Genomic DNA, 23,641 nt, shown 5'->3' on the forward strand with positions numbered 1-23,641 from the left:
CACCCCGCGAGCCCGAAAGCGTTTCCCCCGCCCGGCTTTCCGGCCCGCGATCAGGGTCTCGATACACGGGATCGGCGAAATTCGCACACCGCGTCCGCGGCCGGTGCCATGCTTCGCGCATGGACCTGGCAGCAATCGAGGACGTCCGACAGCTCAAGTACCGGTACTTCCGGACCCTGGACCTGAAACGGTGGGACGAGTTTGCGGACACCCTCGCCGAGGACATCGTTGCCGAGTACGGCACGCACGCACTCGACGACCCGCTGATGTTCGAGGGTCGCGCGGCGCTGGCCGGGTTCATGCGCCAGACGCTCGGCCCGTCGATCACCACGGTCCACGTCGCCAGTCATCCGGAGATCACCGTGACGGGCGACTCGGCGGTGGGGTCGTGGTTGTTCGAGGACACCGTGATCGTCCCGGATGCCAAGAGCCTGATCCGCGGCGCCGGGTACTACCGCGACGACTACCGTCGCGACGGGGACGGTCGCTGGCGGATCACCCGCACGTCGTACACGCGGATCTACGAATCACTCATCTCGCTCGACGACATGCCGAGCCATCGGTTCCTGTCCCACCTGTGGGCGGATCGTCCGGCCGCGGAGGCCTGAGTCACGCGTCCTTCAGGTTGTCCCGCGCCCAGGATGCGATGGCATCGAGGGCGGGGATCAGTGCCTTGCTCGCCTCGGTTGCGCTGTACACGACGGTGATCGGCGGACCCTCGTCGACGGTGCGCTGCGCCAGTCCCGCTGCGGTGAGTTCGGTCAGGCGCTCGGAGAGGACCGAATCGCTTATCCCGCCGACGGCACGTTTGAGCTCGGCGAATCCGGCCGGCCCCTGGGTCAGGGTGCCGATCAGCACGCCGTTCCAACGCTTCCCGAGGAACTTGAACGCCTGGGTCAGCCCGGCATCGCACTCGCGCGGCTCGTGCCCCTCGGCGTCCTTCTGCATTCCTCCACCCTACCAATCGACTCCAGTACCGATAGTTGCTAGCTTTTCCGAAGTGAGCTAGCTTCTTCGCTGTCACTCGTTTTTCCGAAGGGGCCGCGACGAGCGCCGGCACCGATCCACAAGGAGTCACCCCATGTTCATCGCCGCCGCAATCGTGTCCGTGCTCCTCGCTCTCGTTCTGGCGTTCTCCGCCGTCGGCAAGCTGACCAAGAACGCCCAGCAGGTCGAGAGCATGACCAACGTCCGCTTCCCCGTCGACAAGATGTGGTTGCTCGCGATCGCCGAACTCGCCGGCGCGGCGGGCCTGATCGCCGGGCTGTTCTGGTGGCCGATCGGCCTCGCCGCCGCAGTCGGCGTGATCGCCTACTTCCTCGGTGCGGTCGTCATGCACCTGCGCGCGAACGACAAGACCATCGCCCCCGCCGGTGTACTGATGCTCGTCGCGGTCGTGGCCGCGATCCTGGTGCCGATCGCCGCCTGATTGCCCCGCCGACAGACCCGGCGGACCGGGCGACCCGGCTGTCAGGCCCGGCGGCCCGCGACCTCCTCGAGGTACCGCGCGACCCCGTCGTCGTCGTTGGAGGGCAACACCCGGTCGGCGAGCGCGAGGACCTCTGGCAGCGCGTTGGCCGGCGCCAGCGCGGTGCCGGCCCAGATCAGCATCGGGACGTCGTTGACCGCGTCCCCGATCACGGCGACCTCATCCGCGCCGATGCCTCTCGCCGCGCACAGTCGCTCGAGGGCGCTGGCCTTGGAAACCCCGGACGCCGCCATCTCGACGTACGGCGCACCCGAGTGCGTCAGTTCGACTCCGTCCACCCCCGCTTCGGCGGCCAGCCGGTACAGCTCGCCGCTCGACAGCTCGGGATGACGGGCCACGATCTTGACCATCCGGCCGCCCGCCAGCGGCAGCCGCTCGGCGAGCGTCATCTCGTGCGGGTGCCGATGGTGGTCGGTGTAGTCGCACAGCGCCGCGTACTCGGGCTCGGCCACGAAGGTCGTCGCCCCGACGTTGGCGAACACCACGCCCGGCGCCAGCGTCCGGACCCGTTCCATCGCGGCCAGAGCCTCGGCGACCTCGATGGAGACCGTTCCGGTGATCTCCGGGGTGCCCCCGGCGAGGTCGAGGGTGACGGCACCGTTCGCGCAGATCGCCTCCCCGCGGAACCCGCACGAGCGAGCCAGTTCGTCGACCGAGTGCCGGGCCCGTGCCGTCGCCCACACCACCTCGATGCCGACCTCGCGCGCGGCCGCCATCGCCCTCGCGGTGCGGGGCGACACCGTTCGGTCGGAACGCAGCAGCGTTCCGTCGAGATCGGAGGCCACGAGTCTGATTCGTATCACCACTCGATGATCCCAGCACCCGACGGGCACCCTGCGGGCCCCGTCACCAGCGGACCGGCATCTCCTCGATACCCGTGACGAAGTTCGCGGGCCGCCTCGGCAGCGGCGCGTCGGAGACGAGCTCCATCGTCGGGATCCGCTCGAGCAGCCGCTCGAACATCAGCCGGCCCTCGATCCGCGCCAGCTGATTGCCGAGACAGAAGTGCGAACCGAATCCGAAAGCGATGTGCGGATTGGGGTTCCGGGTGATGTCGAAGAGTTCCGGGTGCGCGAACACCGACTCGTCGAAGTTCGCCGACTCGAAGAGCAGCACCACCTTCTCGCCCTCGCGCAGCTGCGTGCCGTGGAACGCGACTTCCCGGGTCACGGTGCGGCACATGTTCTTCACGGGTGACACCCACCGCAGCATCTCCTCGAGTGCCTGCGGGACCAGCGAACGGTCCGCGACGAGCTTGTCGCGCTGCTCGGGGTTCCGCAGCAACTGCTCCATCCCGCCGCTGAGCACGTGCCGGGTCGTCTCGTCCCCGCCGATCAGGATCAGGAGGGTCTCGGCAACGATCTCCTCGTCGGTGAGCCGATGCCCGTCGATCTCCGCGTGCACCAGAACACTGGTCAGGTCCTCCGTGGGTGCCGAACGCCGGTCCGCGATCGTGCGCATCGTGAAGTCGACGAACGAGACGTACGCCGACATCATCTTGGCGACCATCTCGTCGGACACGTTGCTGCCCTGCGCCTTGACGAGATCGTCACTCCATTCCAGGAACATGGCGCGCTCGTGCGGACGGACCCCGAGCATGTCGCCGATGACCGCCATCGGCAGGGGTGCGGCCAGGTCGCGGACGAAGTCGCACTCCCCCTTGTCGATCACGGCGTCGATCAGCTCGTCGCAGATGCGCGCGATGTCGTCGATCTTCGCCTCGACCCGCTTGCGGGTGAATCCCGTGTTGACGAGCTTGCGCCGATGCAGGTGTTCGGGGTCGTCCATGTCGATCATGTGTGGCAGCGGACCGACGTCGGGCCGGATTCCGCCGGCGTTGGAGAAGACCGCGGCGTCGCGTTCGGCGTCGATCACCGCCGCGTAGCCCGCCGCGCCGGCCCGACCGTTCCGGTCCCGGAACACCGGCTCGTTCGCCCGCATCCAGGCGTACGCCTCGCGCGGGTCGCCCAGGGTCCCGGCGTAGAACCGTCCGTCAACCAGGTCGATATCGGGTCGCATGGATTCGTCCCCTCGGTCGACAGCACCGAATCTGTTCGCACGGGTCGATTCCGACCCTATTCCCGACAGCCGGATTACGTATCCGAATCACACCTTCCGGTGGTAGAACGGGTTGCAAGCGGAGGGAGGGCGCGGTGGTCGCGAACGGGACAGGTGCCGTGCAGGGCAAATCCGTGCTGGTGACGGGAGGCGGCAGCGGCATCGGACTCGGCGTGGCCGCGCTGCTCGCGCAGTCCGGCGCGCACGTCACGATCTGCGGGCGTACACCGGACAAGCTCGTTGCGGCCGCCGCCACCGTCACACCCGAACACGGCGGTTCCATCTCCCACCACGCCGCCGATGTCACGGTCGAGGATCAGGTCGCGAGCGCCGTGGGCGCCGCGGCCGCCGTCACCGGCCGGCTCGACGGCGTGGTCGCCTGCGCCGGCGGAAACGAGACGATCGCACCCGTCACCCAGATCGACGTCGACGCCTGGCGCCGCACCGTCGAACTGAACGTCACCGGCACCATGCTCACCCTCAAACATGCTGCGCGCGAACTCGTTCGAGGTGGGGGTGGATCGTTCGTCGCGATCTCCTCGATCGCCAGCAGCAACACCCATCGCTGGTTCGGCGCCTACGGCGTCTCGAAGTCCGGCGTGGATCATCTCGTCCAGCTGGGTGCCGACGAACTGGGCGCCAGCAACGTCCGCGTCAACTGCATCCGGCCCGGGCTGACGCGCACCGATCTGGTCGCGCTCATCACCGACGGCGGCCCGCTGCTCGAGGACTACCAGGCCTGCACTCCCCTGCCGCGTATCGGCGAACCCGAGGACATCGCGCGGCTCGCCCGATTCCTCCTCGGCGACGAGTCGACGTGGATCACCGGTCAGATCATCAATGTCGACGGCGGCCAGATGCTGCGCCGCGGACCGGACTTCAGCTCGATGCTCGAGCAGGTCTACGGCACCGACGGCCTGCGCGGCGTGGTGACGCCGTGACGCCCGGCAGCGGCACCTCCCACGAAGTCCTCGGCCGGAAGGTCGAGATGCCGGTGCGGATTCGCCAGGCCTCCGCGTTCATGGCGATGTACTCGGTGCCGACCGCCGCAGCGCAGGCCCTCATCGACTACACCGGGCTCGAGATCCTGCAGTATCGGCCCGGCCGCGGCCTGTGCGCGCTGGTGTTCGTCGACTACGTGGACGGGGATCTGGGCCCCTACAACGAATTCGGCGTCACCTTCCTGGTCCGCAGCCACCTGGTCGCCGGGGGCGCATCGGTGCCGACGGACCTGCGCTCGCTCGCGACCGGACGCGCCGGCGCCCTCATCCATCAGCTGCCCGTCGACGGCGAGTTCACCAAGGCGGCCGGTCGTGGAATCTGGGGATTTCCCAAGGTGCTGGCGGATTTCGACGCCGACCACGCGAGCCGGGTCAGACGCGCCTCCGTCAGCCAGGACGGTCAGCTGATCGCGTCCTTGACGGTCGAGCCCGGCATCCGGCTCCCCGGTTCGGGAGCGGGCACCTCGCTCGAGGCCTACTCGCACCTGGACGGCATCACCCGCCACACCGCCTGGGACATGAACCCGAGCGGCGTCCGGTCGAGGATCGGGGGCGCCGATCTGACGCTGGGCCCGCATCCGATCGCCGAGGAGTTGCGTGCCGTCGGACTGCCGCGGCGAGCACTGATGACATCGTCGATCCCGAACCTGAAGATGACCTTCGGGGACGCGAAGCCGGTGTGAGGGATCAGGATTCGAGGATCGTCTTGGCCTTCTCCAGGTTGCCCCGCACATCGTGCGCGTAGAGCCGCTGCACGATCGGATCGGCAAACTTGAACAGTCCCGTGCCCGCCTCCGCCTCCTGCAGGAAGGTCACCCGGGTGCCGTCACCGTCCGCGGCGAAGTCCAGTTCCCTCGTGTAGCCGATCTTCGTGTCCTTCGACCGGAAGCCCATCCGCTTGTTCGCCTCGTACTGGGTGATCTCCTCGGTCCCCTCGACCCGCACGCCGGCGGCCTTGACCGCGAGGGACAGCACCGCGCCGACCTCGTCCGCCTTGCCCGAGACCAGCTTGTAGTCGATGACGTTGCTGCTCCAGTTCGTGACGTTGTCGGGGTTCGACAGGTACTCGAACACCTCGGCCACGGGTCGTTGAATGTTGATCGATTCTTCGGTCTTCAGTGTCTTGGACATGACGCAGGGATCCTTGCCTGGTGGGCGAACTACTCTGCTGTGCCGGATACACGGACGGTGGCGCGCGCAACCGGCTACCGGGAATCTGCCAGCCGATTCGGCACGAGGGAGTTCAGCGAGACGACTCCGCCGGAACCGCGTTCCGCCCGCGCGGTGACCCGCTGGACAGTCCCCACCGCGATCTTCCATCGCCACGGTCAATCCTAGGCTGATCGGCGTCGAGACAGAAGTGCGCCAAACCTCTTGCCAATCGTCGCGCCGTCGTGTGTGCTGTCATCTGGACACTTGACCAAATCGCATTCTTCTCATCTCGCAAAGGATTCCGTCGTGACGATCAGTCGACGCAGCGTGCTCGCGGGGGCCGCTGCCACACCCGCGCTGGCGGCCCTCGGCGCCGGCCGCGCCACCGCAGCGGCGCCGCGCACCACCGAGCGCGCGCGGACCGCGCCGGCCAAGGGCGGCTTCCGCGTCGGGGTAGGCCTGTCCGACATGACCGGACCGGTCGCCGAGAACGGCATGATGGGCTACTCGAGTTTCGAGCAGCGCGCCGAGGGGCTGCATCAGCGCACCCGCGTGCGCGCCTACGTCTTCGCCGGTGCCGACGATTCCCGGGTGGTCTTCGTCTGCGCCGACACCTGCATGATCTTCCAGGCCGTGCACGACGCGGTCATGGTTCGGCTCAGCCAGAAGTACGGCAACACCTACAACGAGCGCAACGTGATGCTCACCGCCGTGCACTCGCACGCCGCCTGTGGCGGCGCGTCGCAGGACTACGCCTACAGCCTGGCCACCCTCGGCTTCCAGCCGCTGGTCTTCAACGCCGAGGTCGACGGCCTGGTCGAGGCGATCAGCGCCGCCCACGACAACCTGGCGCCGGGCACCGTCGCGCTTGGCCACAGCGAACTCACCGATGCCAGCGTCAACCGCTCCCGGGTCGCCTTCGACCGGAATCCGCAGAGCGACAAGGACTACTACCCCCTGGGCATCGACAGCCACATGCGGGTGCTTCGCGTAAGCCAGGGCGGCGACAACGTCGGCGCGATCGGCTGGTTCCCCACCCACGGTGCCTCGCTGACCGAGGAGAACAAGCTCATCTCCGGCGACAACAAGGGTGCCGCCGCCTACTTCTGGGAGCACGACGTCGCCGGGGTGCGCTACCTCGACGGCAAGCCGAGTTTCGTCGCGTCGTTCCCGCAGACGAACACCGGCGACATGTCGCCGAACCTGGACCTCAAACCCGGCAAGGGTCCGACCGACGACGAGTTCGAGAACACCAGGCTGATCGGTGAGCGGCAGTTGGCCGCAGCGCGAGCCGCCTTCAAGTCGGCCGAGCCGATCTCCGCCACCTCCGTGGACAGCCGAATCATGTACCTCGACATGGCGAACCAGCTCGTCGACGGTCGCTACACCAGCGACGGCAAGCCGCAGCGCACCTCGCCCGCCTGCGTCGGCGCGTCGATGGCCGCGGGCAGCACCGAGGACGGCCCCGCCATCCCGATCTTCCCGGAGGGCACCCGCAACCCGGTGATCGACGCCCTCGGCGGAATCGACACCAAGACTCCCCAGTGGCTCGCGGACGCACAGGCGCCGAAGCTCGTGGTCGTGCCCGTGGGTCTGCTCCCACCCGACGGGTGGGTGCCGCACGTCCTCAAGATCCAGATCATCCGGATCGGCGACCTCTACGTGGTCGGCGGACCCGCGGAGTTCACCATCGTCTCGGGGCTGCGAGTGCGCCGAACCGTCGCGAAGGAACTCGGTGTGCCGCTGGAGAAGGTGATCTTCCAGGGATACGCCAATGCGTACTCGAGCTACTGCACGACCCCCGAGGAGTACGACTCCCAGCAGTACGAGGGCGGCTCGACGCTGTTCGGCCGCAACACACTTCCCGCCTACCAGCAGGGCTACGCACAGCTCGCGATCGCCATGCGCGACGGCGCCGACGTCCCGCGCGGCCCCGCACCTCGCGACCTGTCCGGATTCCAGCCGAGCTTCGGCCCGGACGTCCCGGCCGATGCGCCGACGCCGGGCCGCCAGTTCGGTGACGTACTGGTCCAGCCCACCGCCACCGCGGCGGCCGGGGCCCAGGTGGCCGTCGAGTTCACCACCGGGCATCCGAAGAACAACCTGCACCGCCGCGGCACCTTCTTCGAGGTCCAGCGACTCGACGGCGGGAAGTGGGTGCGGCACGCCGACGACGGCGACTGGTCCACCAAGTACCACTGGCGCCGGGAGGGTTCGAACGCCTCGGTCGCTCGCATCACCTGGGATGTGCCCGAGGGTACGGCCGCCGGCCGCTACCGGATCCAGCATTTCGGAGACCGCAAGAACCCGGACGGTTCGATCGCGCCGTTCACCGGCACCTCCGCGGAGTTCACCGTCTGACGCGCTCTCGCCCGCCTCGAAACCGAGGCGGGCGAGAGTGTCTGTGGGCCGGACCGAGGCTCTGCGCGGTCAGCCCGCGGGGATGACGAAGGTGTCGTTGACGAAGCGCTCCGCGCGACCGGAGAAGGCGACACCGGTCGCGGTGTCCCCGCCGAGAATCCGGTGCACCGCGGTGCCCTCCGGAGCGGTCACCGTCCCGACGCCCGCCGCCGGGCGGTCGATCGTCATGTTCGCGTTCGTGGTGACCACGTAGCGGCCCTGCGCATCCCGCGTCCACAACTTGTACACGATTCCCGGGTTCGGGACCCGCACCCCGTCGGGAAGCAGTGACGGCGTCAGCTGCGCCGTGGCCGCGGTCGGCGCAAGTTCGCCGCCGGCCGTCGCCGAGGCGAGCCGGCCGAGCTGATCGGGCGCGCCGAGGTCCAGGGTGATGTCCACGAGCTCGCTGCGATAGCCGAGCCGCGACTTGAATTCGGACAGCAGCTCGTTCGTGTCCAACTGCGAGATCATGTAGATGTTCTCGGCGACGGCCTCACCCAGGCGCGGCGACGCGATCGGCCGCGGCGGCTCGACCGCCAGCGCGGCTTCGGACAGGTGGAATCGGCCGATCTCGGTTCCGTTCACGTCCGCACCCGCGCAGGTCGAGGTCTCGACCAGCATCGTGGGCATCGCGGCGAGGGCGAATCCGGCCGGGAGCATCGCCCGTGCCCTCTCGGCCTGCCCCGGGTCGAGCGGGATCGTGACACCCAGGTTGGCGCATGACCGTGCCTCCACGACCCCGACATGCATCGCGCCCGCTGCGGCCGGATCGGCAGCGGCGGGTGCGACGAGAATCAGGGGAAGGGCGAGCGCACCCATCGCACCCTGCGCCAACGCCTGTCGTCGTCCACGGGACACGTGCACCGCGTTCCGCCTCTCTGTTGTGAGAACCCCACGGCCAGGTGTCCTCGGTGGTTGTGGTCAGGAACGCCTCGAGGTCGTAGCGCCACTTCGCCTGCAACGTCTTTGCACGGCTCGACAGCTGTGCACCGACCACGATAGGACAGCAGCGGCCGTTCGGTCCTGATCTCGCTCGTCGAGTGCACCCGGTCGCGCACCGAGAAGGGCCCGTCCACGCGGTTCGCGTGAACGGGCCCTTCCCTTTTCGCCCCTCCGGGTCTGTGCGGCCTTACAGCCAGGTGTCCTCAGTTGTCGCGGTGAGGAACGCCTCGAGGTCGTCGCGCCAAGGCGCGGGGACCGTCTTGTCCGGCTCGATGCCGGTGTACTGCCCGCGGTAGAACAGCAGCGGGCGCTCGGTCTTGATCTCGCTCATCGACGACACCCTGCCGAACACCACGTAGTGGTCGCCACCGTCGTGGACGGTCTCGACGGAGCAGTCGATGTGCGCGAGCGACTTGTCGATGATCGGCGAACCCAACGGCGAAGGTGTCCAGTCGATTCCGGCGAACTTGTCCGGCTCACGCGAGCCGAAGCGTGCACACACCGACTGCTGCTCCTCGGCAAGTACGTTCACGCAGAACTTCCCGGTGCGCTCGATCGCCGCCCAGGACCTCGACCCCTTGGTGGGGCAGAACAGCACCAGCGGCGGATCCAGCGACAGCGCCGCGAACGACTGGCAGGCGAACCCGACCGGTTCGCCCTCGTCGACCGTGGTGATGATCGTGACGCCGGTGCAGAACTGACCGAGCACGGTGCGGAACTGACGCGGGTCGATCGTCGCACCCGTCTCTGATGCCACCTCGGACGAGCTCACTACTTCATTCCCACCGTGAAGTCGTGACCCCACAGGCTCACCGCGGTGCTCTCCCGCGCGATCCAGTTGTCGTCCTCGACCTCGAGTCCCTCACAGCCGAACTCGATGTCGAACCCGCCCGGGGTCTTCATGTAGAACGAGAGCATCAGGTCGTTGACGTGCCGGCCGAGGCTGGCCGACATCTTGACCTTCTTGCGGATGGCGCGGTCCAGGCACAGGCCCACGTCGTCCGAGTTCTCCACCTCGACCATCAGGTGCACGATGCCGGTCGGGTTGGGCAGCGGCAGGAACGCCAGGCTGTGGTGACGCGGGTTGCAGCCGAGGAAGCGCAGCCAAGCCGGCTCGCCGTCGGCGGGACGGCCGACCATCTGCGGAGGCAGTCGCATCGAGTCGCGCAGCTTGAACCCGAGGACGTCCCGGTAGAACCGGAGCGAGGCCTCGTCGTCGTTCGTGGTGAGCACGACGTGCCCGAGACCCTGCTCGCCGGTGACGAACTTGTGCCCGTACGGGCTCACGATCCGCCGGTGCTCGAGCGCGGCACCGTGGAACACCTCGAGGGTGTTGCCGGAGGTGTCCTCGAAGGTGATCAGCTCGACGACGCGACGGTCCGCCAACTGGTCGGCGGTGCCCTCCTTGAACGGCACCCCCGCGGCGGCCAGGTTGTCCCGAACCTCCTGCAGGCCGGCCGCATTGGCCGTCTCCCAGCCGGAGACCTGCAGCCGGTCCCGCTCACCCGGCACGATCACCAGGCGGGCCGGGAAGTCGTCCATGCGCAGGTACAGGGCGTCCGGGTTGGTGCCCTTGCCCTCGATCATGCCGAGAACCTTGAGACCGTACTCGCGCCAGGCCGCCATGTCGGTGGCCTCGATGCGCATGTACGCGAGCGAACGAATACCCATCACTTACCCCCTTCTAGCAGGAAGTCGCCGGCCAGGCGGTTGAACTCGTCGAACTTCTCGAGCTGCGCCCAGTGGCCGCAGCCGCCGAAGACGTGCAACTGCACCCGCGGGATCATCTTGAGGGCGACCAGCGCCCCGTCGATCGGGTTGACCCGATCCTCGCGACCCCAGATCAGCAGCACGCGCTGGCGCAGCTTGTAGGCGTCACGCCAGAGCATGCCGAGCTCGAACTCCGGGCCGGAGAAGGACTTCCCCATCGCCTTGGCCGCCGCGAGCGACTCAGGGCTGCTCGCCGCGGCGAACCGGTCGTCGATCAGTTCCGGGGTGATGAGGGACTGGTCGAACACCATGATCCTGAGGAACGCCTCGAGGTTCTCACGCGTCGGCTGGTAGCTGAACTTGCCGAGATTCTTCACGCCCTCGGTCGGGTCCGGTGCGAACAGGTTGACGCTGAGCCCACCCGGTCCCATGAGCACGAGCCGGCCGGCCCGGTCCGGGTAGTCCAGGGCGAAGCGCACCGCGGCGCCGCCGCCGAGCGAGTTGCCCAGCAGGTGAACGCGTTCGGTGATGCCGAGGGTGTCGAGCAGATCCTTCAGCGCCGAGGCGCTGTGCCGGAAGTACTGCGGGTGCTCGGTCGGCTTGTCCGACTTGCCGTAGCCCGGCTGGTCGACGGCGAGCACGTGGAACTGCTTCGCCAGCACGGGAATGTTCTTGGCGAAGTTCGACCACGACGACGCACCGGGCCCGCCGCCGTGCAGCAGCACGATCGTCGGACCGTTGCCGACACCGGCCTCGTGGTAGTGCAGCTGCAGGTCGGGCCGCACCTGAGCGAAGCGAGAAGTGGATTCGTAGGTGAGTTCTTCGGTTGCCGTCATCGACTCTCCCCTAGACCATCGTGTCGGTCAGGGGCAGGCCGAACTCGGCGCCACCGAACATCACGTACGCCCGCTCGGCGTCGTTGGCCGCGTGCACCCGGCCGGCGTGCGCGTCACGCCAGAAGCGCTGGATCGGGGTGCCGTTCGCCAGAGCCGTCGCACCGGAGTTCTCGAAGAGCAGGTCGATCGACGCGATGGCGCGGCCGGTGGCACGCACCTGGTCGCGGCGGGCCCGCAGGCGCAGCTCGATCGGCACCTCCTCGCCGGCCAGCAGCAGCGCGTACTCGTCGGCGACATTGCCCGACAGCTGGCGCCAGGCGGCGTCGATGTCGCTGGAGGCCTCCGCGATCCGCACCTTCGCGAACGGGTCGTCCTTGGCCTTCTCGCCCGCGTAGGCGGCGCGTACTCGCTTGCCCTGGTGCTCGACGTGGGCGTCGTAGGCGCCGTACGCCATGCCGACGATCGGGGTCGAGATGGTGGTGGGATGGATGGTGCCCCACGGCATCTTGTAGACCGGCGCGGTGTTCTGCTGGAGACCGGGAGCGGTCAGGTCGCTCATCGCCTTGAAGCTCAGGAAGCGGTGACGCGGCACGAACACGTCCTTGACGACCACCGTGTTGCTGCCGGTGCCGCGCAGGCCGACCACGTTCCACACATCGTCGATCTGGTAGTCCTCGCGGGGGATCAGGAAGCTGCCGAAGTCGACCGGGCGGCCGTCCTTGATGACCGGACCACCGACGACGACCCAGCTGGCGTGGTCGCAACCCGAGGACCAGGCCCAGGCGCCGTTGACCTTGTAGCCGCCGTCGACGACCTCACCGGCACCCATCGGCGCGTACGACGAGGAGATCCGCACGTCGGTGTCCTGACCCCACACGTCCTCCTGCGCCTGCTGGTCGAACAGCGCGAGGTGCCAGTTGTGGACGCCGATGATGCCGGAGACCCAGCCGGTGGAGCCACAGGCGCTCGCGATGTTGCGGACTGCCGTGTAGAAGGTGACGGGATCGGCCTGGTAGCCGCCCCACTGGGCGGGCTGCAGAAGACGGAAGAAGCCGGCCTCCTGGAGTGCCTTGATCGAGTCGTCGGGGATGCGACGAAGATCCTCGGTCTCCTGTGCGCGCTCGCGCAGGGTCGGCAGAAGCTCGTTCAGCTTCTCGATCACCACGCGGCTGTCGTGCTCACCCACTGGTCACTCCTCTTGTGTCGTGCGGCTCGGAGGTTCACTTTCCCCTGAGACTAGAACACGTTCCCATTCGTGTCGAGCGACTAGGGGGTCGCCGCGACGAAAGTCCCTGACTGCGACTACCCGCATGATTATCTGGCAAAACTGGCACAAGTTCTATAACGTGTTCTAGTAACAAGGACGAAGGGATGTGAGGGCAGAGATGACGCAGAAGAGCGGCGCATCCGGCAAGGGCGTTCGCGAGATCGATGTGGGAAGCACCCCGACGCGGTACGCCCGCGGGTGGCACTGCATCGGCCTCGAGAGTGAGTTCCTGGACGGCAAGCCTCACTCGGTGGAGGCGTTCGGCACCAAGCTCGTGGTCTTCGCCGACAGCGAGGGCAAGCTGAACGTTCTCGACGCGTACTGCCGGCACATGGGCGGCGACCTGAGCCAGGGCACCGTCAAGGACGACTCGATCGCCTGCCCGTTCCATGACTGGCGCTGGGGCGGCAACGGCAAGTGCACCGGCATCCCCTATGCCCGTCGTGTGCCGCCGCTCGCGCGCACCCGGGCCTGGACCACGCTGCAGCGCAACAAGCAGCTGTTCGTCTGGCACGACCCCGAGGGCAACCCGCCGCCGGAGGACGTCACGATCCCCGAGCTGCCCGAGGTCCTCACCGACGAGTGGACCGACTGGCAGTGGAACCGGATCGTGGTCACCGGCTCCAACTGCCGCGAGATCGTCGACAACGTCGTGGACATGGCGCACTTCTTCTACGTCCACTTCGGGTTCCCGAAGTACTTCAAGAACGTCTTCGAGGGTCACGTCGCGACCCAGTACCTCCAGAACCACGGCCGGCCGGACGTCGGCAACATGGGCACCCAGTACGGCGAGTCCGTGCTGGACTCGGAGGCCTCGTACTTCGGCCCGTCGTACATGGTCAACTGGCTGCACAACAACTACAGCGGCTACAAGGTCGAGAGCGTCCTGATCAACTGCCACTACCCGATCACGCAGGACTCCTTCATGCTCATGTACGGCGTCAGCGTGGAGAAGCCGAAGGGCCTCGACGACGCCACCAGCGAGAAGCTGGCACGCAAGTTCACCGAGGGCGTGGCCATGGGCTTCGAGCAGGACGTCGCGATCTGGAAGAACAAGACCAAGATCGAGAATCCGCTGCTCTGCGAGGAGGACGGTCCGGTCTACCAGCTGCGACGCTGGTACGAGCAGTTCTACGTCGACGTCGCCGACATCGACGAGAAGATGACGCAGCGGTTCGAGTTCGAGATCGACACCACCAAGGCCGTCGAGGCGTGGCAGCGCGAGGTCGACGCGAACCTCGCCCGTCAGGCCGAGGAGAAGGCCGCGGCCGAGACCAAGACGGGCGTGTGACATGACCTCGACCTGGGCCAAGGCCCCGAACTACGCAGACAGCCCGGCCCGGGTCGAGGCCGTCCGTGCGCAGACCGAAGTCGATCACCACACCTACCTGGAGCAGGGGCTGCAAGAGGTGGAGTGCCGCGCCTGCGGTACCTGCGTGCTCGTCCGGAAGAACAGCTTCAAACACACGAGCATCCAGTGGCAGGCCGATCCCGCCACGGTGTGCCCGGAGTTCGTCGGCGCAGGCGGACGGACCGGGTCGCGGCAGACCTGCCCGCGCTTGATGAACAGCATCAACCACGCGGTCATGGAGGGCATCATCGAGGTCCGCGACGCGGAGTCCGAGTAGTCGGCAGCGAACTAGGGGCGTGCATCCGAGGGGATGCACGCCCCTTTCTCGTCCCGGCGTGGGGCGGAGGTCAGGCCTCGCCCTCCTCGCGCTGCAACTCCAGCGCGATGTCGATCAACTGGTCCTCCTGACCGCCGACGAGCTTGCGCTTGCCCGCGCGGACCAGCATCTCCGCGGCGGAGACGCCGTAGCGCTCTGCCTGCCGTTCGGCATGCTTGAGGAAGCTCGAGTACACGCCCGCGTAGCCCATCATCAGTGCCTGCCGGTCCAGCAGGCACTCGGCCGGCATCGCGGGGCGCACCACGTCCTCGGCGGCGTCCGCGATCGCGAAGAAGTCGATGCCGGTCTTGACACCGATCTTGTCGCACACCCCGACGAACGCCTCGACCGGCGCGTTGCCGGCACCGGCACCGAAACGTCGGGTGCTGCCGTCGATCTGCCTGGCGCCGGCTCGCACGGCCGCAATGGAATTCGCGACGCCGAGACCGAGATTCTCGTGGCCGTGGAATCCGACCTGCGCGTCGTGCCCGAGTTCCTGAGCCAGGGCCTCGACGCGGTCGGCGACCTGTTCGAGCACCAGCGCACCGGCGGAATCGACGACGTACACGCACTGGCAGCCGGCGTCGGCCATGATCCGCGCCTGCTGGGCCAGCTTCTCGGGCGTGACGGTGTGCGCCATCATGAGGAACCCGACCGTCTCGAGCCCGCGCGCGCGTGCCAGCCCGAAGTGCTGGACGGACACGTCCGCCTCGGTGCAGTGCGTGGCGATGCGGCAGATCGAGGCCCCGTTGTCCTGGGCCTCGATGATGTCCTCCTTGACCCCGACACCGGGCAGCATCAGGAAGGCGATCTTCGCCCGCTTCGCGGTCTCCACCGCGATCGTGATCAGTTCCTGCTCCGGGGTCTTGGAGAAGCCGTAGTTGAACGACGATCCGCCGAGCCCGTCACCGTGCGTCACCTCGATGACCGGGACGCCGGCGCGGTCGAGGGCAGCGACGATCGCGCGAACCTCCTCACCAGTGAACTGATGCCGCTTGTGATGCGAGCCGTCTCGCAGGGAGGTGTCCGTGACCCGGACGTCCCACGAGGGGTCGAAATGCACTGTGCTGTCGGTGAGAGTCATGCCGATCACGCCTCCACGGTGATGATCTTCTGTGCGATCTCCTCGCCCACCTTGGTGGCCGCCGCGGTCATGATGTCGAGGTTGCCGGCGTACGGCGGCAGGAAATCACCCGCGCCCTCGACCTCCACGAAGGTGGTCACGGTGGCATACCCCCCGGAGACGACGCTCGGCTCGTCGAACTGAGGGTCGTTGAGCAGGCGGTACCCGGGCACGTACGTCGCGATGTCGGCGACCACTCGGTGGATCGAGTCGATGATCGCGTCCCGGTCCGCGTCCTCGGGAATCGCACAGAAGATGGTGTCGCGCATGATCATCGGCGGCTCGGCCGGGTTGAGGATGATGATCGCCTTACCTCGGCGGGCGCCGCCGATCACCTCCACACCGCGACTTGTGGTCTTGGTGAACTCGTCGATGTTGGCGCGGGTACCCGGCCCGGCCGATGCCGAGGCGACCGATGCGACGATCTCGGCGTAGGGCACGTCGACGACACGGGAGACCGCGTAGACGACAGGGATGGTGGCCTGGCCGCCGCAGGTGATCATGTTGACGTTCGGGGCGTCGAGGTGCTCACGCAGGTTCGCCGGCGGCACGACCGCCGGGCCGACCGCCGCCGGAGTGAGATCGACGGCGCGGATGCCGGCGGCCTCGTACTTCGGCGCGGCGGCGCGGTGCACGTGGGCCGAGGTCGCCTCGAACACCAGGTCGGGCTTCTCCGGCTGGGCCAGCAGCCAGTCGACGCCCTCCGCCGAGGTCTCGAGGCCCATCGAGCGTGCTCGGGCGAGCCCCTCGCTCTCGGGATCGATGCCGATCATCCAGCGCGGCTCGAGCCACTCGGATCGCTGCAATTTGTAGAGCAGGTCGGTACTGATGTTTCCCGATCCGACAATCGCAACACTTGCCTTGTCCATCGAGATCAACTCCTATGTGAACTGGAGAGATACGGATCCGAGCCCCCTGAACTCGGCGTCGACCCTGTCGCCCGGACGGACATCGAAGGCACGGGTGCACGAACCCGGCAACACGATGTCTCCAGCCTTCAACCGAACCCCGAAGCTGTCCACCTTCTCCGCAAGCCAGGCCACCGCCCTGGCCGGATGCCCGAGTACCGCATCGCTGCGGCCCTCGGCGACTCGTTCACCGTTGACGGCCAGGGACACGTCGATGTCGGTGAGGTCGATGTCGCCGGGCCGGACCCGCCCGGCACCGATCGCATGGCCGGCGTACGAGGCGTTGTCGGCGATGGTGTCGAGCAGACCGATCTTCCAGTCCTTGATCCGGGAGTCGATCAGTTCGATCGACGGGACCACGAACTCCGTTGCGGCCAGCACGTCCTCGACGGTACATCCAACTCCCGGCAGGTCGGCGCCGAGCACGAAGCTGACCTCCACCTCCACCCGGGGCAACAGGTAGCGCGCGCAGGAGACAGGCTCCCCCTCGCACAGTTCCTGGGTGTCGAAGAGGTGCCCGTAGTCGGGCTCGCTGACACCGAGCATCTCCTGCATCGCCTTGGCCGTCAGACCGACCTTGTGCCCGACCACGCGCTCGCCCGCCTCGACCCGGCGGCGGACGTTGAGCAACTGGATCGCGTAGGCGTCGACCACGTCGATGCCCGGATGGAGCACCGTCAACGGGTCGAGCGGCGCGAACCCCTTCTCCGCCGCATGCAGTCGGTCCGCAATGTCGATACGCGATTCGGTCGAGAGCACGGGCCGGGGTCCCTTCGGTAGCGATGCGCGACTAGGTCGTCGTGGCAGCTCCGGTCCTCGAGGCCCCGCGACGAGCAGCGTGCGCGGCGGCCCGACGGCCGGAGAACACACAGTCTGCAAGTGAGAGCCCGCTCACGTAGGAGTTCGAACAAATCCCCACCGCGGTGCGGCCGGCCGCGTATAAGCCGTCGATCGCGGCACCGTCGCCGGTCAGCACGGCTCCGGACTGCTCGTCGACGACCAGCCCACCGAGCGTCAGCATCGGCAGGGGGTTGGTCAGGCTCTTCTTGAGGGAGACGTCGAACAGCGAGAACGGCCCGGTGGCGACCGGGCGACGGAAGTCGTCGGGCTTGCCCATCGGGTCGGGACTGCCCGCGGCGATCGCCTCGTTGTGCGCGGTCACCGTCGCGACCAGGCCGGCCGGGTCGATACCGACCTTGCCGGCGAGTTCCTCCAACGTGGCACCGGTGGTCCGGTCGACCCGCATCATGGTCTCCGACTGGATCCGCTGGAACCAGTTGGTCTGGTCGCCGAGCGCGGCGCGGGCCCGGTCGACCAGGTCGGCGTCGGCGACGAGCCAGCCCTTTCCCTCGTGCTCGGCGATCATGGCGTGCCCGAGGGCCGCACCGTACCGCGACTCGTCGACCATCCGGTCGCCCTTCCGGTTCACCAGCAGCGACCCGAGAAATGCACTCGGCGGCACGATGAATCGCCACGCCGAGACGTTGGAGAGTTTGTCGGTCGCCCCGCCGACGTCGGCGCCCATGAGAATGCCGCTGCCGTCGTCGCCCGCCGTGCCCAGCGCGAGTCCGCCCCGGTAGCGGGGTGCATGCTCGGCGACGAGTCCGCGATTGGCGATGAAGCCTCCGGCGCTCAGGATCACCCCGGAGCGGGCCTCGATCCGGATCGGCCGCGCGTGGTCCGCCTCGAGCCGTTCGACCAGCTTCTGCAGCACCTTGCGCATCGGCGGGTAGTAGATTCCGGGCTTCGCCGACAGCGCCGACAGGCGGGCGTGCCGGGCACGCACCCGCTTGGGCGCATCCCGCAGGCTCATGCACTCGACCCCGATCACCGCGCCCTCGTCGTCGGTGAGCAACCGGACCGCCCGCGTCTGCTGTTCGAGCCGCAGGCCCTTGGCGAGGGCGGAGTCGATCAGCGGCCGGTAGAGCATCTTGCCGGAGGTGCCCTTGCCCTTCGCGCGGTGCCCACGCGGGGCGGGCGGAGCCACGTCGCGGAAGCCGCCGGCCGCCTCGCTACCGGAGAAGTACAGGTAGTGGCGATCCGTCGGGTAGGAGGTCTTGTAGGGGCAGAGCGATCCCTCGAACGGCACGCCGTGTCCGGCGAGCCAGTCGATCATCGCGGGGCTCTCGTCGCAGAACTTGCGCAGGGTTTCCGGCCGGACGGCGTCTCCGACCTCTCGACTGAGATAGGCGAACATCGCGTCCGGGGTGTCCTCGACACCCGCGTCGCGCTGGATTCGCGTGCCGCCGCCTGCGTAGACGATGCCACCGGAGATCGTGCTGGCGCCCCCGCCCGCGAACCGGTCGAGAGCGATCACGTCCGCGCCCCCGGCCAGCGCCTCCAGCGCCGCGGACGCACCCGCGACGCCCACTCCGACCACTACGACATCAGCGGAAAGATCCCAGGCCACAGCGCACCGCCCCTTTCGAACTGCAACGCGTTTCGTTTGCATACCGGCCTCACGGCCGATCTCGGCAATACTTCCTGGCAGAAAGCATGGACTCATGCCCACCTCATTCTATAACGTGTTCTACATGAGTAAGCAGGAATACGACGTCGTCGTTGTCGGAAGCGGTGCCGCGGGCATGACCGCGGCACTGACCGCCGCCCACCACGGGCTGAGCGTTGTCATCGTCGAGAAGGCCGCCCACTACGGCGGATCCACCGCACGGTCCGGCGGCGGTGTCTGGATCCCCAACAACGAGGTCCTCGAGGCCGACGGCGTCACCGACACCGCCGAGGCCGCGCGCGAGTACCTGCACAGCATCATCGGCGACGTCGTCGCCCCCGAGCGGATCGACACTTACCTCGACCGGGGCCCCGAGATGCTCTCGTTCGTGATGAAGAACAGCGCGCTCGAGCTGCAGTGGGTGCCCGGCTACTCGGACTACTACCCGGAGGCACCCGGCGGACGCGTCGGCGGGCGCTCGGTCGAGCCGACGCCCTTCGACGGCAACCAGCTCGGCGACGACCGCAAGAACCTGGAGCCGGACTACGTCAAGGCCCCCAAGAACTTCGTCATCACCCAGGCCGACTACAAGTGGCTGAACCTGTTGATGCGCAACCGCCGCGGACCCCTGCGCGCGATGAAGGTCGGCATGCGCTTCCTGGCCGCCAAGGCCACCGGCAAGGACCTGCTGGTCCGCGGGCAGGCCCTGGTCGCGGGCATGCGCATCGGCCTGCGGGACGCGGGCGTGCCGATCCTGCTCAACACCCCGCTGACCGAGCTGTACACCGAGAACGGCGCCGTCCGTGGCGTGAAGGTGCTCGTCGACGGCGAGGAGCAGGTCATCCACGCCAAGCACGGCGTCGTGCTGGGCTCTGGCGGCTTCGAACACAACGACGAGATGCGCAAGAAGTACCAGCGCGGCCCGATCGGTACCGAGTGGACCGTCGGCGCCAAGGCCAACACCGGCGACGGCATCCTCGCAGGCGAGAAGGTCGGCGCCGCACTCGATTTCATGGACGACGCCTGGTGGGGCCCGTCCATCCCGCTGACCGGCGGCCCCTGGTTCGCGCTCTCCGAGCGGACCCTGCCCGGCTCGATGATGGTCAACACCCGCGGCAAGCGGTTCGGCAACGAGGCCGCGCCCTACGTCGAGGCCACCCACATGATGTACGGCGGCAAGTACGGCCAGGGCGAGGGCCCGGGCGAGAACATCCCGACCTGGATGATCCTCGACCAGCGCTACCGCAACCGCTACACCTTCGCCGGCATCACCCCGCGTTCGCCGTTCCCCGGCCGCTGGCTCAAGGCCGGGATCGTGGTGAAGGCCAACACCATCGCCGAGCTCGCGGAGAAGACCGGGCTTCCGGTCGAGGCGCTGACCGAGACCGTCGAGCGGTTCAACGGCTTCGCCCGCAACGGCAAGGACGAGGACTTCGGCCGCGGCGACAGCGGCTACGACGCCTACTACGGCGATCCCCGCCTGAAGAACCCCAGCCTCGCCGAGATCAGCAAGGCCCCCTTCTACGCGATCAAGATGGTGCCGGGCGACCTGGGCACCAAGGGCGGCATCCAGACCGACGTCGACGGCCGCGCGGTGCGCGCGGACGGCACGGTCATCGAGGGCCTCTACGCGGCCGGCAACGTCAGCGCCCCCGTGATGGGTCACACCTACGCGGGCCCGGGCGCGACCATCGGACCCGCGATGACGTTCGCCTACCTCGCCGTCCTCGACATCGCCGAGCGGGCGAAGGGTGCCTCGGACCCCGAGTCCAGCTCTGCCGCTGCCACTTCGAACTGAACAGGACACTTCGTGCCCATCAATCCCGACATCGCGATCGGCGCCGAGTTGCCCACCCAGGAGTTCTCCTGGACCAGCTCGGACGTGCAGCTCTACCACCTCGGAATCGGAGCGGGCGCCAGCCCGCTCGACGCCCGTGAGTTGCGCTACCTCGAGGACGGCAAGCCGCAGGTGCTGCCGACGTTCGCCACGGTGGTCGCCAACATCCACGCCACCGAGGCTCCGAAGGTGTCCTTCCCCGGCGTGGAGATCGACCTCGCGAAGGTGGTGCACGGCAGCCAGGAAGTGACCGTGCACCAGCCGATCCCCGCAGCGGGCGGCGGCCGTACCACCACCCGGATCGCCGAGGTGTGGGACAAGGGCAAGGCCGCGGTCATCGTGCAGGAGTCGGTCACCACCGACCTCGACGGCAACCCGCTGTGGACCGCACGTTCGTCGATCTTCGCCCGCGGCGAGGGCGGCTTCGGCGGCGAGCGCGGGCCGTCGGAGTCCGTCGAACTGCCGGACCGCGCGCCGGACTTCGAGACCGTGGTCGCGACCCTGCCTCAGCAGGCGTTGCTGTACCGCATGTGCGGAGACCGCAATCCGCTGCACTCGGATCCCGAATTCGCCACCGCCGCGGGCTTTCCTGCGCCTATTCTGCATGGGCTGTGCACGTACGGGATCGTGTGCAAGGCGGCGGTCGACGTGGCGCTCGAAGCGGACGCGTCGAAGGTGATGGGATACCGGGCACGCTTCGCCGGGGTCGTGTACCCGGGCGAGTCCCTCACGGTCCGGATCTGGAAGGACTCTGGGCGGCTGCTGATCTCTGCGTCCGTCCCGGACCGGGACAACTCACCCGCATTGGCTGACGTCGTTCTGACCCTCGCCTAACATTCCGGACAACTGACCAACTTGCTCTACCGCTGAACCCTCCCCCTCATCACGACTGGAGTTATCGCATGCCGAAAACGGACGACACGGCCACCGGATTATCCCGGCGCGGCTTCCTGACCGCCGCGGGCGCCGGTGCGCTCGCCGTGGGTGCTGTTGGCGCCTGGACGCCCGCCTACGCCATCCCGTTCGGGTCCTCGGGATCGGCGTCCGGCTCCGCCGGCGGCACCACCCTGCCCGCGCCGCCGAACTTCCCGAGCGGAATCGACCTGGCGCAGCAGGCGTACCAGAACTGGTCCAAGGAGATCATGCTGGACGCGGTCTGGACGAGCTTCCCGAAGTCCGCCGATGACGTTGTCGTCCTTGCGAACTGGGCCCACGCCAACGGCTACACCCTGCGTCCGCGCGGCGCCCAGCACGGCTGGACCCCGTTGACGGTCGTCAACGGCGCATCGGTCGACAAGGTCATCCTGGTCGACACGATCAAGCACCTGAACGGTGTGTCGGTGAACAAGGGCGGAAACCCCGCCGTCGTCACCGCGGGCCCCGGCGCGACCCTCGACGCGATCACGACGGCGCTGCAGGCGGAGGGGCTCGGCTGGGCGAACCTGCCCGCCCCCGGCGTGCTCACGATCGGCGGCACCCTCGCCGTCGACGCCCACGGTGCCGCGCTTCCCGGCCCCGGCCAGGCCACCGCACCGGGCCACACCTACGGGTCGCTGTCCAACCTGGTGACCTCGCTGACCGCGGTGGTCTGGACCGGCACCGAGTACGCCCAGAAGACGTACTCGCGCAACGATCCCAAGATCAAGCCGCTGCTCACCAACCTGGGCCGGACCTTCCTGACCTCGGTCACCATGCAGGCTGGCCCGAACTTCCGGATGCGGTGCCAGAGCTACACCGACATCAAGTGGACCGAACTGTTCGGCGCCAAGGGCGCCTCGGGCCGCACCTTCGAGAAGTACGTCGCGGAAAACGGCGGCGTCGAGGCGATCTGGTACCCCTTCACCGACAAGCCGTGGCTCAAGGTGTGGTCGATGGCGCCCAGCAAGCCCGCCGGCTCGAGGGAGGTCACCGGACCGTACAACTACCCGTTCTCGGACAACCTGCCCGAGGTGCTCACCGATCTGCTCGGGAAGATGAACTCGGGTGCCCCGGGCATCGCCCCGCTGTTCGGCCAGACGATGTACGGGACCACCGTCGCCGGACTCGCCGCGACCAACGCCAACGACATCTGGGGCTGGTCGAAGGACATCCAGTTCTACATCAAGGCCACCACGCTGCGCCTGACCGAGGGCGGCGGCGCCGTCATCACCAAGCGCGAGAACATCGGTCAGGTCATCCACGACTTCACCCAGTGGTTCAACGAGCGCATCGAGTTCTACAAGAACAAGGGCCAGTACCCGCTCAACGGCCCGGTCGAGATCCGCTGCTGCGGCCTGGACGAGGCCGCCGACGTGCTCGTCCCGTCGGCAGGCGCACCGACCATCTCCGCGATGCGTCCGCGGCCGGACCATCCGGACTGGGACACCGCCATCTGGCTGAACGTGCTCGGCGTTCCGGGCACCCCCGGCATGTTCGAGTTCTACCGCGAGATGGAGCAGTGGATGCGCTCGCACTACACCGGTTCGGAGTACACCTTCCGTCCGGAGTGGTCGAAGGGCTGGGCGTTCGGCCCGAACCCGTACACCGACGGCGGGATCATCAGCGGGGCCCTCCCCCAGAGCTACCGGGAGGGCGTGCCCGCGAGCGACAACTGGGACACCGCCCGCGACACGTACAACGAGCTCGACCCGCACCACATCTACAGCAACACCTTCATGGACCAGCTGCTGCCGTAAGGCACCAGCCCGTTCCGCCGACGCCGGTGGTGCCCGCGCTCTCGAGCCGGCACCACCGGCGTTCGCGTTTCCCGGGGCGCCCATCTCGGCTCCCGCCGGAGGGTCACGCACGACACTACGGCCGGTC

Annotated in this window: 23 protein-coding genes; 10 read left to right on the forward strand and 13 right to left on the reverse strand. The window is 68.1% G+C overall.

The window, feature by feature from the left end; translation table 11 throughout:
- Window positions 1-119: 119 nt before the first annotated feature.
- Window positions 120-608 (forward strand): nuclear transport factor 2 family protein, encoded by a 489-nt coding sequence (locus ACFXGJ_RS17215; protein ID WP_378622278.1) that lies wholly within the window; start codon window positions 120-122, stop codon window positions 606-608.
- Window position 609: 1 nt separating this feature from the next.
- Here the strand turns inward: ACFXGJ_RS17215 and ACFXGJ_RS17220 are convergent, their stop codons facing one another.
- A complete protein-coding gene (locus ACFXGJ_RS17220; protein ID WP_378622281.1) occupies window positions 610-948 on the reverse strand; it encodes a winged helix-turn-helix transcriptional regulator in 339 nt (112 codons plus the stop codon).
- Window positions 949-1,081: 133 nt separating this feature from the next.
- On the opposite strand from ACFXGJ_RS17220, the gene ACFXGJ_RS17225 reads away from it, so the two are divergent.
- On the forward strand, window positions 1,082-1,429 hold the full coding sequence (locus ACFXGJ_RS17225; RefSeq protein WP_378622284.1) for a DoxX family protein: 348 nt from the start codon (window positions 1,082-1,084) through the stop codon (window positions 1,427-1,429).
- 41 nt (window positions 1,430-1,470) lie between these two features.
- Here the strand turns inward: ACFXGJ_RS17225 and ACFXGJ_RS17230 are convergent, their stop codons facing one another.
- Window positions 1,471-2,292 (reverse strand): HAD family hydrolase, encoded by an 822-nt coding sequence (locus tag ACFXGJ_RS17230; RefSeq protein WP_378622286.1) that lies wholly within the window; start codon window positions 2,290-2,292, stop codon window positions 1,471-1,473.
- A gap of 43 nt (window positions 2,293-2,335) precedes the next feature.
- A complete protein-coding gene (locus ACFXGJ_RS17235; RefSeq protein WP_378622287.1) occupies window positions 2,336-3,508 on the reverse strand; it encodes a cytochrome P450 in 1,173 nt (390 codons plus the stop codon).
- Between the two features lie 158 nt (window positions 3,509-3,666).
- Between ACFXGJ_RS17235 and ACFXGJ_RS17240 the strand changes: the two genes are divergently transcribed.
- A complete protein-coding gene (locus ACFXGJ_RS17240) occupies window positions 3,667-4,488 on the forward strand; it encodes an SDR family oxidoreductase (RefSeq protein ID WP_378622289.1) in 822 nt (273 codons plus the stop codon).
- 47 nt (window positions 4,489-4,535) lie between these two features.
- Window positions 4,536-5,231 carry an acetoacetate decarboxylase family protein gene (locus ACFXGJ_RS17245; RefSeq protein ID WP_378622324.1) on the forward strand — a complete coding sequence of 232 codons (696 nt, stop codon included), beginning with the start codon at window positions 4,536-4,538 and terminating at the stop codon, window positions 5,229-5,231.
- Window positions 5,232-5,235: 4 nt separating this feature from the next.
- On the opposite strand, the gene ACFXGJ_RS17250 is transcribed toward ACFXGJ_RS17245, so the two are convergent.
- Complete coding sequence (locus ACFXGJ_RS17250; RefSeq protein ID WP_378622291.1) at window positions 5,236-5,679, reverse strand: SRPBCC family protein; 444 nt, start codon at window positions 5,677-5,679, stop codon at window positions 5,236-5,238.
- Between the two features lie 327 nt (window positions 5,680-6,006).
- Here ACFXGJ_RS17250 and ACFXGJ_RS17255 point away from each other — a divergent pair, with 327 nt between their 5' ends.
- Window positions 6,007-8,061, forward strand: coding sequence for a neutral/alkaline ceramidase (locus tag ACFXGJ_RS17255; RefSeq protein ID WP_378622293.1), 2,055 nt, complete (start codon window positions 6,007-6,009; stop codon window positions 8,059-8,061).
- A gap of 69 nt (window positions 8,062-8,130) precedes the next feature.
- Here ACFXGJ_RS17255 and ACFXGJ_RS17260 read toward each other — a convergent pair whose 3' ends face one another.
- The 5 genes from ACFXGJ_RS17260 to hsaA form a co-directional block, all read right to left on the reverse strand.
- Window positions 8,131-8,964, reverse strand: a complete 834-nt coding sequence (locus tag ACFXGJ_RS17260) for a hypothetical protein (protein ID WP_378622296.1) — start codon at window positions 8,962-8,964, stop codon at window positions 8,131-8,133.
- Window positions 8,965-9,229: 265 nt separating this feature from the next.
- Window positions 9,230-9,799 carry a 3-hydroxy-9,10-secoandrosta-1,3,5(10)-triene-9,17-dione monooxygenase reductase subunit gene (hsaB, locus tag ACFXGJ_RS17265; RefSeq protein ID WP_378622298.1) on the reverse strand — a complete coding sequence of 190 codons (570 nt, stop codon included), beginning with the start codon at window positions 9,797-9,799 and terminating at the stop codon, window positions 9,230-9,232.
- A gap of 14 nt (window positions 9,800-9,813) precedes the next feature.
- Window positions 9,814-10,713: an iron-dependent extradiol dioxygenase HsaC gene (hsaC, locus tag ACFXGJ_RS17270; protein WP_378622300.1), complete on the reverse strand. Its 900-nt coding sequence runs from the start codon at window positions 10,711-10,713 to the stop codon at window positions 9,814-9,816.
- Window positions 10,713-11,588: a 4,5:9,10-diseco-3-hydroxy-5,9,17-trioxoandrosta-1(10),2-diene-4-oate hydrolase gene (gene hsaD / locus ACFXGJ_RS17275; protein ID WP_378622302.1), complete on the reverse strand. Its 876-nt coding sequence runs from the start codon at window positions 11,586-11,588 to the stop codon at window positions 10,713-10,715. Before hsaD ends, hsaC begins: the two co-directional genes overlap by 1 nt.
- 10 nt (window positions 11,589-11,598) lie before the next feature.
- Window positions 11,599-12,774, reverse strand: a complete 1,176-nt coding sequence (gene hsaA / locus ACFXGJ_RS17280; RefSeq protein WP_378622304.1) for a 3-hydroxy-9,10-secoandrosta-1,3,5(10)-triene-9,17-dione monooxygenase oxygenase subunit — start codon at window positions 12,772-12,774, stop codon at window positions 11,599-11,601.
- A 199-nt stretch (window positions 12,775-12,973) separates the two neighbouring features.
- Between hsaA and ACFXGJ_RS17285 the strand changes: the two genes are divergently transcribed.
- Both ACFXGJ_RS17285 and ACFXGJ_RS17290 read left to right on the forward strand, forming a co-directional pair.
- The gene (locus ACFXGJ_RS17285; protein ID WP_378622306.1) at window positions 12,974-14,146 is read left to right on the forward strand and encodes a Rieske 2Fe-2S domain-containing protein; all 1,173 of its coding nucleotides are present in this window, start codon (window positions 12,974-12,976) and stop codon (window positions 14,144-14,146) included.
- A 1-nt stretch (window position 14,147) separates the two neighbouring features.
- Window positions 14,148-14,483: a hypothetical protein gene (locus ACFXGJ_RS17290; protein WP_378622308.1), complete on the forward strand. Its 336-nt coding sequence runs from the start codon at window positions 14,148-14,150 to the stop codon at window positions 14,481-14,483.
- Window positions 14,484-14,553: 70 nt separating this feature from the next.
- Here ACFXGJ_RS17290 and dmpG read toward each other — a convergent pair whose 3' ends face one another.
- The 4 genes from dmpG to ACFXGJ_RS17310 are packed head-to-tail and all read right to left on the reverse strand — an operon-like array spanning window position 14,554 to window position 18,963.
- A complete protein-coding gene (gene dmpG / locus ACFXGJ_RS17295) occupies window positions 14,554-15,606 on the reverse strand; it encodes a 4-hydroxy-2-oxovalerate aldolase (protein ID WP_378622326.1) in 1,053 nt (350 codons plus the stop codon).
- 5 nt (window positions 15,607-15,611) lie between these two features.
- Entirely contained in the window at window positions 15,612-16,514 is a 903-nt protein-coding gene (locus ACFXGJ_RS17300; protein ID WP_378622310.1) for an acetaldehyde dehydrogenase (acetylating), read from the reverse strand.
- A gap of 12 nt (window positions 16,515-16,526) precedes the next feature.
- Entirely contained in the window at window positions 16,527-17,312 is a 786-nt protein-coding gene (locus ACFXGJ_RS17305; RefSeq protein WP_378622312.1) for a 2-keto-4-pentenoate hydratase, read from the reverse strand.
- A gap of 31 nt (window positions 17,313-17,343) precedes the next feature.
- Entirely contained in the window at window positions 17,344-18,963 is a 1,620-nt protein-coding gene (locus tag ACFXGJ_RS17310; protein ID WP_378622314.1) for an FAD-binding protein, read from the reverse strand.
- 124 nt (window positions 18,964-19,087) lie between these two features.
- On the opposite strand from ACFXGJ_RS17310, the gene kstD reads away from it, so the two are divergent.
- The 3 genes from kstD (at window position 19,088) to ACFXGJ_RS17325 (ending at window position 23,514) form a co-directional block, all read left to right on the forward strand.
- Window positions 19,088-20,800 carry a 3-oxosteroid 1-dehydrogenase gene (kstD, locus tag ACFXGJ_RS17315; RefSeq protein WP_378622316.1) on the forward strand — a complete coding sequence of 571 codons (1,713 nt, stop codon included), beginning with the start codon at window positions 19,088-19,090 and terminating at the stop codon, window positions 20,798-20,800.
- Window positions 20,801-20,812: 12 nt separating this feature from the next.
- Window positions 20,813-21,673, forward strand: coding sequence for a MaoC/PaaZ C-terminal domain-containing protein (locus ACFXGJ_RS17320; RefSeq protein WP_378622319.1), 861 nt, complete (start codon window positions 20,813-20,815; stop codon window positions 21,671-21,673).
- Between the two features lie 68 nt (window positions 21,674-21,741).
- Window positions 21,742-23,514: a cholesterol oxidase substrate-binding domain-containing protein gene (locus tag ACFXGJ_RS17325; protein ID WP_378622322.1), complete on the forward strand. Its 1,773-nt coding sequence runs from the start codon at window positions 21,742-21,744 to the stop codon at window positions 23,512-23,514.
- The last annotated feature ends 127 nt before the right edge of the window (window positions 23,515-23,641 follow it).

The sequence above is a fragment of the Rhodococcus sp. NPDC059234 genome (assembly GCF_042754225.1).
In the GTDB taxonomy this organism is placed as follows: domain Bacteria; phylum Actinomycetota; class Actinomycetes; order Mycobacteriales; family Mycobacteriaceae; genus Rhodococcus_G.